This is a genomic window from Roseibium sp. R5 (assembly GCF_055755305.1).
Genome location: NZ_CM146910.1, coordinates 1,900,642 through 1,913,731, shown reverse-complemented (window position 1 = coordinate 1,913,731; position 13,090 = coordinate 1,900,642). Strand labels below are relative to the sequence as shown.

Annotated in this window: 13 protein-coding genes; 2 read left to right on the top strand and 11 right to left on the bottom strand. The window is 56.5% G+C overall.

All coding sequences use genetic code 11. The features are described from left to right. Positions 1–378: 378 nt before the first annotated feature. The 6 genes from AC0J4F_RS08870 to AC0J4F_RS08845 form a co-directional block, all read right to left on the bottom strand. On the bottom strand, positions 379–1,173 hold the full coding sequence (locus AC0J4F_RS08870) for an alpha/beta fold hydrolase (RefSeq protein WP_473025998.1): 795 nt from the start codon (positions 1,171–1,173) through the stop codon (positions 379–381). Beyond that, positions 1,170–2,231: a branched-chain amino acid ABC transporter permease gene (locus tag AC0J4F_RS08865; RefSeq protein WP_055670804.1), complete on the bottom strand. Its 1,062-nt coding sequence runs from the start codon at positions 2,229–2,231 to the stop codon at positions 1,170–1,172. Before AC0J4F_RS08865 ends, AC0J4F_RS08870 begins: the two co-directional genes overlap by 4 nt. A gap of 10 nt (positions 2,232–2,241) precedes the next feature. After that, the gene (locus AC0J4F_RS08860) at positions 2,242–3,270 is read right to left on the bottom strand and encodes a branched-chain amino acid ABC transporter permease (protein ID WP_209174727.1); all 1,029 of its coding nucleotides are present in this window, start codon (positions 3,268–3,270) and stop codon (positions 2,242–2,244) included. Beyond that, complete coding sequence (locus AC0J4F_RS08855; RefSeq protein WP_473026415.1) at positions 3,267–3,992, bottom strand: ABC transporter ATP-binding protein; 726 nt, start codon at positions 3,990–3,992, stop codon at positions 3,267–3,269. Before AC0J4F_RS08855 ends, AC0J4F_RS08860 begins: the two co-directional genes overlap by 4 nt. After that, entirely contained in the window at positions 3,992–4,762 is a 771-nt protein-coding gene (locus AC0J4F_RS08850) for an ABC transporter ATP-binding protein (protein ID WP_133951606.1), read from the bottom strand. The genes AC0J4F_RS08855 and AC0J4F_RS08850 overlap by 1 nt, the downstream gene beginning before the upstream one ends. A 137-nt stretch (positions 4,763–4,899) precedes the next feature. After that, positions 4,900–6,099, bottom strand: a complete 1,200-nt coding sequence (locus AC0J4F_RS08845; RefSeq protein ID WP_209179764.1) for a substrate-binding domain-containing protein — start codon at positions 6,097–6,099, stop codon at positions 4,900–4,902. Between the two features lie 277 nt (positions 6,100–6,376). On the opposite strand from AC0J4F_RS08845, the gene AC0J4F_RS08840 reads away from it, so the two are divergent. After that, on the top strand, positions 6,377–7,774 hold the full coding sequence (locus AC0J4F_RS08840; protein ID WP_473025997.1) for an adenylate/guanylate cyclase domain-containing protein: 1,398 nt from the start codon (positions 6,377–6,379) through the stop codon (positions 7,772–7,774). Positions 7,775–7,811: 37 nt separating this feature from the next. Here the strand turns inward: AC0J4F_RS08840 and AC0J4F_RS08835 are convergent, their stop codons facing one another. From AC0J4F_RS08835 to AC0J4F_RS08815, 5 genes are all read right to left on the bottom strand, one after another. Beyond that, on the bottom strand, positions 7,812–8,483 hold the full coding sequence (locus AC0J4F_RS08835; protein WP_133951601.1) for a DsbA family oxidoreductase: 672 nt from the start codon (positions 8,481–8,483) through the stop codon (positions 7,812–7,814). Between the two features lie 36 nt (positions 8,484–8,519). Further along, the gene (locus AC0J4F_RS08830; RefSeq protein WP_133951599.1) at positions 8,520–10,430 is read right to left on the bottom strand and encodes a monovalent cation:proton antiporter-2 (CPA2) family protein; all 1,911 of its coding nucleotides are present in this window, start codon (positions 10,428–10,430) and stop codon (positions 8,520–8,522) included. Further along, positions 10,430–11,047 carry an NAD(P)H-dependent oxidoreductase gene (locus AC0J4F_RS08825; protein ID WP_473025996.1) on the bottom strand — a complete coding sequence of 206 codons (618 nt, stop codon included), beginning with the start codon at positions 11,045–11,047 and terminating at the stop codon, positions 10,430–10,432. The genes AC0J4F_RS08830 and AC0J4F_RS08825 overlap by 1 nt, the downstream gene beginning before the upstream one ends. 99 nt (positions 11,048–11,146) lie before the next feature. Then, the gene (locus tag AC0J4F_RS08820; protein WP_133951595.1) at positions 11,147–11,866 is read right to left on the bottom strand and encodes a glutathione binding-like protein; all 720 of its coding nucleotides are present in this window, start codon (positions 11,864–11,866) and stop codon (positions 11,147–11,149) included. After that, a complete protein-coding gene (locus tag AC0J4F_RS08815; protein WP_133951593.1) occupies positions 11,853–12,464 on the bottom strand; it encodes an NAD(P)H-dependent oxidoreductase in 612 nt (203 codons plus the stop codon). The genes AC0J4F_RS08820 and AC0J4F_RS08815 overlap by 14 nt, the downstream gene beginning before the upstream one ends. Before the next feature lie 136 nt (positions 12,465–12,600). Between AC0J4F_RS08815 and AC0J4F_RS08810 the strand changes: the two genes are divergently transcribed. Continuing rightward, positions 12,601–12,972 carry a winged helix-turn-helix transcriptional regulator gene (locus tag AC0J4F_RS08810; protein ID WP_133951591.1) on the top strand — a complete coding sequence of 124 codons (372 nt, stop codon included), beginning with the start codon at positions 12,601–12,603 and terminating at the stop codon, positions 12,970–12,972. The last annotated feature ends 118 nt before the right edge of the window (positions 12,973–13,090 follow it).

Here is a 13,090-nt window from a genome sequence, read left to right as displayed (position 1 = left end):
CGACACCCCTGGCTTGATGTTGAGCCCAGTCGTTTCCAAAGCGAAAGGGAAATGGCAAAACCTATCCACACCCGCCGTCGTCATCCCCGCTTCTTGCGGGGATCCATTGGCACCCGAGGACAAGGAAAGGGGCATGGCGTTGCAGTCCGGCTGCGGGCTCAAAATTTCCTCTGGCCGATGCGGGTAGGTGGATTGGATCCCCGCATGAAGCGGGGATGACCGCAGAAGGAGAAGGCACGGCTTTGCCGCAATCACGGGCTGTCACCCCGGACGTGGTCCGGGGCCTACTCGTTTCCAGAGCGCCGGGGGAAAAAAGGATCCATAGGCCCCCAACCGGCATCATCCCCGTGCCATGCGGAAATGGCCGTTGATGCCGCGTTACCGGGTCACCTCACCCAGCATCAAAGCCTTAAACTTCTCCGGTTCTTCCAGATGCGGCGCGTGGCCGGAGTGGTCGAACAGGGTGAGCTGAAGGTCCGGGACATTTTCGGAATGCCACCGGTGAACCTCGGGACTGTAAAGTTGGCTTTTTGCCCCGGCCGCGAGGTGGAATGGGACTGGGAAGGTTCTGAGCAGTTCCCGGAAATCGAGGGCTGTCAACGACATCCACATGTCCTTGAGCCAGATCGGATTGGCTTTTGCGATTTCCCTGCTGGCATAGTCCAGCAAGCCCGGGCACGGTTCGCTGTCAGCTGCAAACATGCGCCGTGCGATCCGGCGCGGCAGGCGCTGCCAGTCGGCGGTGATCGTGTTGATGAAATGGGTGTTCTGGTCGGCCGTCAGACCACTCCGCGTTCCGTTTAGCCAGTCTTCATCGTTCAGGACCTTCGGCGACATGTCGATGGCAATCATCGAGCCAATCCGACCCGCGCCGTGCCGCTCGATAAGCGCATAGGAAACGAGTGCTCCCATAGACCAGCCACACAAGATAACGTCTTGAAGATCCTGTTCATTCAAGTGGGCCTGGATGGCGTCTGCCGCAGCCTCGATTGTGCGCGGAACACGATCCCCCGTTGCCCCATGCCCGGGAAGATCCGGAACAATGCAGCGTGCATGGTCTTTCAAGTCCGCAACCTGGCGATCGAAGAACATGCCGGGGCAGGACCAGCCATGAACAAAAACAATCGGCCGGCCGGCACCCTCGTCGCGAATGTAAAGTCCTGATGCCGTCACGTACGCCCTGCCCTCAAGCGCCCCACAATTCCGGACGGGAAGAAATAGACGGACAGAATGAACAAAACGCCGAGCCACAGCAACCAGCGTTCCGGCGCAACGAGCGTCGAGACCAGCGGAATGGCACTGGTGGCCTCGGCGGCAACACCCATCAGGTTCTGCAAATAGGTCTGCGCCAGGATGAAGATCGTGGCTCCAATGACGGCCCCATAGAGCGTTCCCATGCCACCGATCACAACCATCAGCAGGATGTCGATCATTATTTCCATCGACAACGTCGTCGCAGGGCCCGTGTAGCGCAACCAGATTGCGAGCAAGGACCCGGCCAGCGCCGCCATGACCGCCGACAGGACGGTCGCGGTGGTCCGGTACCAGACGACACGGTAGCCGATGGCTTCCGCCCGGAAGGCATTGTCCCGCACGGCTTTCAGCGTCCGGCCAAACGGTGAGTTCACGATCCGCAGCATGGTCAAAAAGAGGATCAGCGAGGCGAAGAAGACAAGATAATAGAGCAGCAGCTTGCCATTGATGCGCACATCAAAGATCTTCTCATCGACAAGTTTGAAGGCTGGCTTGAACTCACGCGGGATGCTGTAGTTCAAACCGTCTTCACCGCCGGTCAACCACGAAAGTTGCGACACCAGAACGGCGAAGGCACTGGCAACGGCAAGGGTGACCATAGCGAAAAAGATCGCCTTGACCCGCAAGGAAAACAGCCCGATTGCGAGCGCGAAGACCGCTGCGACGATGGCCCCTGCAGCCGTACCCCAGATCATGGACCCGTAGGTCGGGCCGGTCGTCGACAAGGCCAGTGCCGTGCCATAGGCGCCGATCCCGAAGAACATGGTGTGCGCGAAAGAGACGATGCCGGCATAGCCCAGAAGCAGGTCATAGCTCGCCACCAGAACGATGAAGATGCAGATCTTTGCCGCCGTTTCCAGCGACCGGGTGCCGGGAAACAAGAACGGCGCAAAGGCCAGCGAAATCAGGATGACAAGCAGAAGCACGGCAAGCAGACCGCTGCGCGGCGTATCGCCTGAAAGAAGTTTGATCAGCATCTGCAGTTCCTCACTTCGCCTTGACGACCGGATAAAGCCCCTGCGGCCGCCACATGAGCACCGCCACCATCAACGCGATGGTTGAAATGAGCGCCACCTTCGGCGCCAGGAACGCCGTGTAGTTGGCCAGCAACCCGACAAGCAGCGCGCCGATGAAACAGCCTTCGACGGAACCCAGCCCCCCGATGATCACCACGATGAAAACAAGCACCATGATTTCAGAGCCCATGTGCGCGGTGATGGTCTCCTGGTAGAGGCCCCACATGACACCGCCAAGACCTGCGAGCGCAGAGCCCGTCATGAAGACGATCAGGAACAGGCGCCGGATCCGGTAGCCGAGCGACTCCACCATCTCACCGTTTTCAACACCGGCGCGGACAAGCAGGCCAATCTTCGTGTTCTTCAAGATGTGGCGCATGCCGAGAAACAGCGCGAGGCCGATGGCAACCGCGACGAGGCGGTACTTCTCAATGGCCGCATCGCCGAGGACAATGGAACCCTGCAGCGCTTCGGGTCGCGACAGGTGCATCTCGTCCGGCCCCCAGACGACGTGGATCATCTGCTGCGCCACAATCAGCCCGCCCATGGTCACAAGGATCTGTTTGAGGTGTTCACCGTAAACGGGTTTCACAATCACCCGTTCGAAGGCATAGCCGAGACCGCCGGTGATCAGCATCGCGGCCAGAATGGCAACCAGCAGAGCGCTCAAGTTAAGGAGCACGCTGGGTGAGGCGGTCCAGCCGGCGAGCCACGCAAGGACGGTAAATCCGACAAAGGCACCGACGGTGACAAACGCCCCGTGACCGAAATTGATCACGTCCATCAGACCGAAAACGACGGTCAGTCCAGACGCCATGATGAAGATCATCATGCCCATCGCAAGACCGGCCACGGTCAGGGTCAGCCAGGTGGACGGGTTGCCAATCGCAAGCAGCCCGGCAAGTGCCAGAACCGGAACAAGCAGAACAGGTAGCTTGTGCATCAGCTGCTCAGTTACGGGAACCTTCTCGATGCGCGGTTTGATCGTCGTGTCGCTCATTGGTGCGCCTCCAGGCTCAGTCCCATCAGCCGTTCCTGCATTTCGGAATTGGCGGCCAGCTCCGCCATGCCGCCGGAGTGAATGATCCGGCCATCATCCATGACAGCAACGGTGTCGCCGATGCTTGAGGCCATGGAAAAATTCTGTTCTACCAGCAAGATGGTGGTGTCAGTGTTCTTCAACTCGCGCAAGGCATCTGTCATCGCATTGATGATTGCGGGTGCGAGCCCCTTGGTCGGCTCGTCAATCAAGATTAAGCGGCGCGGTTCAATGATGGCGCGGGCGACAGAGAGCATCTGCTTCTGCCCGCCCGAGAGCGTTCCGGCGGACGAATTCCAGAAGCTGCCGATCGGGGGAAACAGCTCCTTGATCCAGGACAGCCGCTTTGGATCCATCGTCCCGTTTGCCGCAGCCAGGATCATGTTTTCTTCAACCGTCAGATCGGTGAAGATCCCCATGTCTTCGGGAACAAAGGCAATGCCCCGGCCCGCGATGGCCGGTGTGTTCAGCTTGGTGATATCGTGGTCGGCGAAATGGATCTCACCCTGACTGGCAGTCCAGAGCCCCATAATGGTGCGCAAGGTCGTGGTCTTGCCAGCGCCGTTGCGGCCGAGCAGAACGGTGACACCGCCCTCTGGAACAATCAGGTCGACACCCTGGAGGATATGATAGGGACCGATATGCGTGTGCACGCCGGACAGGGACAAAAGCGTGTTTGTCATCATGCGGCCTCCGGTGTCTTGCCGAGATAAGCTTCCTGCACCACCGGCAGGGCAATCACTTCTGCAGGGTCGCCATCCGCCACCAGCGCGCCGTTGTGCAGGACGATAATCCGGTCAGCGAGGGAGCGAATGACATCCATCTTGTGTTCAACAAGCAGGATGGTCCGATCCATATCGGCCTTCAGCTTGCCGATTAACTCCAGGATGATCGGGACTTCATCAACACTCATGCCCGCTGTCGGCTCATCAAACATTAGAACCTGCGGCCCAAGGGCGATCAGCATAGCGACTTCCAGCTTCCGCTGATCACCATGCGGCAGAGCCGATACGGTCTGATCGGCCTGATCAATCAGCCGGACCTCGTTCAGCACATGATCTGCGCGCTCGATGAGTTCGATATGACTTTCGGCAATGGAAAACAAATCGAAGCCCTGGCGCGCCTTGGCCTGCGCCACCAGACGTACATTTTCGCGAACGGTCAGCGTTGGAAACAAGTTGGTCAGCTGGAACGCCCGGCCAATTCCCTTGTCCGTCCGCTCGGGAACCGACATCCGTGTGATGTTCTCACCATTCAGAAGCACCGTACCGCTGGTCGCATTGAGTTGCCCGGACATCAGATTGAAATAGGTGGTCTTACCCGCTCCATTCGGCCCGACGATGGCGGTCAATGTGCCACGGTCAAAGGCACAAGACACGTGATCGACAGCAACGTGCCCGCCGAAGCGAATGGTCAGGTCTTTCGTTTCCAGAATAGGATGTTCTTTGGTCACGGTTCGAGGACTTCCGAGCTCAAGGACAAAAGGATCAGATCAACTGAAACGTTTGGGTTTCAGCCATCAAAACTCTAGCAGTGAGAGAAAGGAAACAGGGATCAAGGCAGGCTGCAACCCGCCTTGATCCGATAAGATCACTGGTTGCGGATCGGAATGTTCATGTCCTCGATCGTCAGCTCGCGGACCAGCTCCGGAATGCCCCATTCAACATCCGGATCCACCTTGATCTTGAAGTGGTACATGGACTGCAACGCCTGATGGTCTTCGGGACGGAACATCATCTTGCCCTTTGGCGTTTCGAACTCCATGCCTTCCATTGCCGCAATCAGCTCTTCGGTGTCGGTAGACCCGGCCTTCTTGATCGCTTCAACAATTGCAAGGCCGGCCGTCATGCCGCCGGCGGTGAAGAAATCCGGCGGCGAGTTGAAACGCTTCTGGTGCTCGGCCACCAGCCAGTCATTCACCGGGTTTTGCGGGATCTCATGGTAGTAATAGGTTGCCCCTTCCATGCCCGGAAGCTCTTTATACGCCTTCATGGCCGCCAGGATGTTGCCACCAGTTGCGATCTCGACCCCGAAACGCTCCGGCTCCATCGCCTTGATCTTGGAGATCGGGTTGCCGCCACCGGCCCAGATCACGAACAGGAACTTGCGGCCCGGCTCGTCTTTGAGCGCGTCAAAGATCCGCTGCGCATTAGCAGTGAAGTCCTTGGTATCGGTCGGTGCATATTCTTCAAAGACCAGATTTGCGCCGGTGCCCTCAAGGGCCTCCTTGAACGCTGCAACGCCATCACGGCCGAAGGCATAGTCTTGTGCAAGGGTTGCGATGGAGACGCCTTCCTGACCAAGAGCAACCGCATTGGCAATTGCATCCTGGGACGAGTTTCGGGAAGTCCGGAAGATGTAGCGGTTCCAGTTCGCACCAGTAATGGAATCGGCAACGGCCGGTTCCACGATCAGGATCTTCTCATACTCTTCAGCAACCGGCAGCATGGCAAGTGCCACACCTGAGGACACCGGGCCAACAGCGATGTCCACCTCGTCATCGCCATAAGCTTCCGCCAGTGCCCCCTTGGCAATATCCGGCTTCAGCTGGGTGTCTTTTTCAATCACCACGATCTTGCGGCCATCGATTTCCATGGTCCCGTCAGTGGCGTACTCAAGACCCATCATAAGCCCTGTATGCGACTGCTTCGCATAGGCCTCAAGAGCCCCGGTCTTGCCGTAAACATGGGCGATTTTGATGTCCTCGGCCGCCGCACCAAAGGTACTGGCCGCCAGTAGTCCGAGCCCGGCCGCAAGCGGAGCGGCCCAGCGTGAAACGCGGATCGTCATAAAAATTTCCTCCCGTTTGCGCAGTATCGGACACCAAACGGTGCTGGTGCTAGTCTCACAGCCAGTTTGTGGGGGTCCGTCCTACGGCTGCGATATATGAAACCTGAATCAGTATTCATGTCAAGAACCAATCCCGAGAGCAATGCCTCTTGCAGGGTCTCTAGGACCTCTTTCCGTATCGGCAGGTAGGTAGATGAGAAAGACGCATTCGGGCGTTTTTTATTTGGACAAAAATGTTTGATAACTGTCCTGGTTACCGCAATGCGACGGAGCAAACATGTCGGCTCTCAAACTTACAAACCCATTTCGTATCTTCGCAAGGCTTCGCGAGCTGCGGGACGAAGAACGCAAGCAAGCACAGTCCAACCTGTTTTTGTCTCAGGCGCTTGAAAAGGAGAAAATGGAGGGGCACCGCCTTGCCGTCATTGCCCGAACGGTCGCGCTTGGTCTGGTCATTCTCCTCATCCCTTTTTTGAACCCCACGCTCAGTGCCCTTTATTACCAGGCTTGGGTCTTGGTTTTCATTGCACTTGGATGGTTGCAACTCCGCCTGGCGAGCGTCGGATACTCCAGAGCGGAACTCCTGCTGATTTTCCTGGACCTTTTTCTGCTCACCGCACTCTTTACGACAGCCAATCCCTTCGTCAGCGAGGACATACCGACCGCAATCACCTACCGGTTCGACAACTTCATTTATTTCTTCATTATTCTGGCGGTTGGCACACTCGCCTATTCATGGCGCACGGTCTGGGCAATCGGAACTTGGGTTGCCATTCTCTGGGTGCTCGGCATGCTTCGTGTTTCATTGTTCGGCCACGAGGTGCCAGAACTCAGCGCGCTGGCCGCCCAAGCGTTTTCAGCAAACCCCATAATCTTGGGGGAACTGGATCCCAACAGTGTCCAGCCCGGTGTCAGGATCCAGGAGATCGTGGTCTTTTTCATGGTCGCAGCGATACTGGCGTTGAAGGGATGGCGGTCAAACCAGCTGCTCATGCGGCAAGCGGATATCGCAGCAGAACGGGCCAACCTGTCTCGCTACTTTCCTTCAAGTCTCGTGGATGTTCTGGCCTCATCGGACCGCGATATCGGTGCCGTCCGGACACAGGACGTCGCTGTTCTCTTCACGGATATCGTCGGCTTTACCGAATTCGCCGAACGGCACAAACCTGAACAGGTGATGACCTTGCTCAGGCAGTACCATGCCATGGTTGAGCGAGTGATATTCCAGAATGGAGGCACGCTCGACAAGTATCTTGGCGACGGGGTGATGGCGACCTTTGGCACGCCTGAAACAAAGCCAGGAGACGCCGCAAATGCGCTCAAGGCTGCTACCCAGCTTCTCGAAGAAAACGAAGCCTTCAACAAAGCACAGGCGGACCTTGGCCTGGACCCGATCCAGATTTCGGTCGGTGTTCATTTCGGCCCTGTGATTCTTGGCGATATCGGGCCGTCGCGGCGCCTAGAATTTGCGGTCGTTGGCGACACTGTGAATGTCGCCAGCCGCCTTGAGGCCGCGACACGGGACCTTGGATGCAGATGCGTGGTGAGCGAAGACCTGATTAAGAAAGCAGGATACTCTGAGGATACCCCCCAGCCCGATCTCGCCGAGTTTTCCGGACAACAGGCCATCAAACTTCGTGGACGCAGAACGTCGATCAACGTCTGCACGATTTGACGCTGCTTGGTGCCAACAATGATCAGGTTTTGTTTCGTCAGGCTGCTTCGCCCTCGACCAGCTGCTTCAAAATAGCTGCATAGTTGTCAACGCCTTGGGCGCCGGTGATCAGGTGCCGCCGGTCGAACACAACGGCCGGAACACCCTGAATGCCATTTTGTATCCAAAACTTCTCTTCTTGTTTCACCGGACCGGCGTACCGCCCATCTTCCAGGACCTTCTGCGCCTCAGTTTCATCCAGCCCAACACTGCCGGCAATCTTTACCAGAACAGCATTGTCGTTCAGATCTTTCCCGTCCCTGAAGTAAGCTTCAAAGAGTGCCATTTTCAAAGGATGTTCTTGTCCCTGTGGGCCGGCCCAATGAATGAGTTGATGCGCCTTGAACGTATTGACCATCCGGCTCTCATCGGAAAACTGGAATTCAAATCCAAGCTCCTTGCCGAGCTCTGTCAATCTGTCGCGTGCAGCCTGTGACTGCTCAGCGGTCGAGCCGTATTTCCGCATGATGTGCTCACGCAGGTTTTCACCATCCCCGGCCATATCCGGGTTGAGTTCAAACGGGTGCCACTTGATGGCAACAGAGACCCCGTTTTTTTCGATCGCTTGTTCCAGTTGCTTGAAACCGACGATGCACCAAGGGCATACAACATCGGACACGATGTCGATCTGGAGCAGTTCTTCCATGTCGAGATCTGTCATGTCGGTCATTGGCTTGGTCCTTTCTGCCCCGTGCACAGCGGGTATTCAAAGTGTGGCATCGCCCTTTGGCGGCGGGTTCCACCCCCGCTCCGTACGCTCATGTTTTTCATCACCGTGATCAGTCCGCATGATTTCAAACAGAGTTTGCGAGTGCGCGCGCATCGCATCAATATAAGACTTGTCGACGCCGCCGTCGTTATAGTTTTCCCGAAGGTCGTCCAGCATCGCACGATCGTGATGCCAAAAGTCCTTCGCTTTGCTGCGTGCCCGAAACGGGTGCATGCCAAGATCTATTAGGGCGCGGCGTCCCATTGTCATCGCGCCTTCAAAGACTTCACGTTCGGCATGATGGGCCCCCGCTTGTTCGAGTTCGTAGACATGGTGGCGGTCCCGTGCTCGCGCAAGGATCCGCACTTTCGGATATGTCTTGGCAACATGCTCAACAACCATTGTCTGCTTGTCCCGGTCATCCAATGCCGCAATGAAGAGGTCTGCATCTTGCAAACCAGCTCCGTGCAGCAAATCCGGCCGCGTTGCATCACCATAAAAGGTCTTCAGGCCCACTTTCCCAAGATTTTCAACTGTTTGCGGATCGTGATCAAGGATCACGACATCATAACCGCTTGTAATCAGGAGCCGCCCGACTATCTGGCCGAACCGACCCATCCCCGCAATAACAATGCGCCCTTTTCGATCGATTTCGTCAGCCGGTCTGTTCGATTGGGTTACGGCTCTGGGCGCAATGACCTTTTCATAGAGAATGAATAGGGCCGGTGTCAGCAACATGGAAATCGCAACGACCAGCGTCAGTGTCTGAAGCAGGGCTGGCTCCAGAACACCCGCGCTCAAAGCAAACCCGAACAGGACAAATGCGAACTCCCCCGCTTGGGCAAGCCCTAAAGCGAAGAGCCATTTGTCAGCGCCTTTCAGCTTAAAAATTGTCCCCAACCCGAAGAGAAGGACGAACTTGGTAACGATCAAGCCAATTGCCAGACCAAAAATGGTAACAGGCGCGCCGAACAAGAGGTTGAAGTCTATCCCGGCCCCGACCGTCAGGAAAAACAGCCCCAGAAGCAGGCCCTTGAACGGTTCAATGTCACTTTCAAGCTCGTGCCGGTAGTCGCTATCGGACAGGACCACGCCGGCAAGAAACGTCCCAAGGGCGGGCGACAGACCAACAAAGTCCATCAAAAGGGCGATGCCGATCACCAACAGCAGTGCGGTTGCTGTGAATATCTCCCGCAGATGCGATTCGGCGATGAACCGGAAGACGGGCCGCATCAAATGACGTCCAGCCACAATGATGGCGGCAATCACGGCGAGGATGACCACTGCCTGCAACCAGCCGGGTAGGCTCGCCAACGCCTCGCCGCCATGCGCAGCCCCATCACCATGTCCGCCGCCATGCCCCGCGCTGTGGGAATCACCCTGGCTGCCACCGCCATGGCCAACCGCGAGAAGTGGCAGGATGGCTAGCATGGGAATAACGGCGATGTCCTGGGTCAAGAGAACCGAGAAAGAACTCTGCCCGCCTTCCGTCTTCAGCCAGCCTTTTTCATTGAGGGTTTGCAAGACGATTGCAGTTGAAGACAGCGCGAGGATCATGCCCAGCGCGACCGCGCTTTGCCAGACAAGGCCGAATGCCAACCCCGCACCTGCAAAGACGGCTGTGGTTCCAAGAACCTGAAGCCCGCCCAACCCGATGAGCTGCTTGCGCATTTTCCAAAGCATGGCCGGTTGCAGCTCAAGGCCAACCAGAAACAACATCATAACCACGCCGAACTCGGCGAAATGCTGCACTTCGGTCGTCTCAGATCCGACAATCCCGAGAACGGGACCAATCACCACGCCAGCGATGAGATAGCCGAGAACGGATCCAAGCCCCAGACGGTTCGCAATCGGCACCGCGATCACAGCCGCGCAGAGATAAACAAAGGCGTCACTGAGAAGTTCCATCAGACCGCCTCCCCTTTGAGAATGAAGTCGTCGAGAACATCCGAGATCTGTTTTTCCTTCCCAGCCTTTTCGAGATCGAACCGGTCCGCAACCATCGCCTTCAAAAGATCATCATAGGCGTTGCGGTGCACATTCAACCGGTTTTCTTCCAAGGCTCTTCCGGCGCCGAACATGATAAAAGGTGCCAGAAACCGCATGCCGCATAGATCCGCTGTCTTCTCGAACGGGGCAAGCAAACTGCGAATATCGGAGTGGTTCAGACCGTCGGCTGAATAGGCTTCCGGTTTGGCACCGGCTGTCGTCACATTCATGAAGCTTTTGCCGACAAGCGCTTTGCCATGAAGGCCATAAGCGAAGCCGTGCTCAAGCACCAGATCTTGCCACTCCTTCATGATCGACGGCGCTGAATACCAATAGAACGGATGCTGAAAGATGATGATGTCGTGGGTCCGCAGCCGCTCTTGCTCCACATCGACACGGATGTCGAAATCGGGGTATTCGGCATAAAGATCAACCGCCGTCACCCCTTGGACGTCTTTTGCAGTTTCAAACAGGGGCTGATTGATCTCCGACCGGTCAGGCCGGGGATGGGCGTAAAGAACAAGAACTTTTGCCAAAGGACACTCCGGTAAGCGAGGAAGGCGGCCAGCCGCTAAGGACCGCCCGCCAACACGGTGAGTTCAAGCTGCTGCGGCTGAACCAAATTTTGTAAAATGCTACGCTTTCTTTACGTCAGCTGCAAAACGCGCCGCATTTTCCTTCAGAAACGCGCTTTCATCCGCATCGCCCCAGAAAGCCGGTTGAGCCTTCGGGATCGTCAGGGCCTTTTGAACCGCTGGACGCGCATCGATCCGGTCGAACCAGGCCTTGAGATGGTCCAGTCCATCTATCGAAACCTTTGCCCAAGGGTACGCCCGCGCCCAGGGGTAGGTGGCGATATCGGCAATCGAATACGCGTCTCCGGCGAGCCAGTCACGGCTCTCAAGCCGCGTGTTCAAAACCTCCAGAAGACGGCGCGTTTCGTCCACATAGCGTTTGATGGAAAACGGTTCTTCGTGTCCGTTCGGCGCGGCGATGCGCTGGAAATACATGGCTTGCCCCATCATGGGGCCAACACCGGCCATCTGGAACATTAGCCACTGGTGTGTTTCTGAACGGGCCTTGGGTTCTTCAGGCAGAAACACGCCGTATTTTTCAGCCAAGTACCACAGGATTGCACCGCTTTCGAATACGGCGAACTCGCCATTGCTGCGGTCGACTATGGTCGGGATCCGCCCGTTCGGATTAAGCTTCACATGGTCCGGAGCCTTCTGCTCCTTTTTGGAAAAATCAATAAAGGTCAGATCGTACGGAACACCGGCTTCCTCCAGAAAGATCACCGGCTTGTAGCCGTTCATGGTCGCTGCGGTGTAAAGATGAATATCAGGCTGCGGCATGGGACGTGTCCTCTTTGAAGATTTCGGTCAGATGCGCGTCGAGGCGGACAAAATCGTTTTCGATATCCGGGTTTTTCATGACATCGTAGGCAGCAAACGTCGGCAGTTTCTCTAGGCCGAAAAAGCGTGCGTTCATATGCATCGGCATCATCAAATCATCGACGGATCGGCCCTGAAAGAGGAATTCCTGCGCGTCATCGAAAGCCTCGCGCGGCGCGTTGAATGTCACGGACAACATGTAGGCTTTGCCGATGAGACTGCCGCCAGCACCATAGTTTTCTTTTGGTGCTTCAGCTGTGCGTCCATCGCCAGCACAAAGACGCCCATCCATTCCGGCCGTGTAGACATCATCCTGATACTTCTTGAAAGACCACGGCACACCCATCCAGTTGACTGGGAACTGCATGACAATCGTGTCGGCCCACTGGTGATTTCCCACCTCGATTTCTGTGTCATAGTTCTTTGCGGTCTCAACAACCCGGACTTCATCGCCGCGATCTTCAAAAAACGCCTTGGCACGCTCCACCAGTGCAGCGTTTAGCCTCCCCTCGGCAAATGGATAAGGCTGATGCCCGTTGATGATCAGAATTCGCGCCATGCGCAAACACCTCTTGAGCTGACGTACCGCCGGATCACGACGGCGCTACTTGATTTCAGCCCTGAGATGAGCGATTAAGTTACAAAGATCAACCAGTATACTTTTTGTAACCTAAAAATCAGGAGAGGATCACGGAATGGCCGGTCGGCTGGAGACTGTTGGCAAACGCAGGGTCGTGCTGGAAGCCTGCACGGAACCCTGTCCCATTGAGCGCGGCATGCGCATTCTCGGCGGCAAGTGGACAGGCTCGCTTCTTTGGCACCTTAAGGACGGTCCCGTCCGCTTCAACGACCTGTCAAGGATGCTGGGAGGTGCCAGCAAAAAAATGATCGCGGAACGTCTCAAACAACTGGAAGAGCGCGGTCTTGTCACCCGGACAGTTCTTCAAACCGCGCCCGTTTCCGTCGAATACGAAATCACCGAGTTTGGCGCGACCGCTTTGAAGTTTCTGGATGAACTCCGGATCTGGTCAGAGAACCTGCCCCAGGACCACTTGGTCTATAGCTGAACCCGGCTCCCTGTTTTGCTCGACTTGGTGTTTACATAAATCACGGGTTCGAAATTGAGCGCGTCAATAAACGTTGGCACCGCTGGGCGCTCGTTCAGAATAGCTTTGAGATTTTACT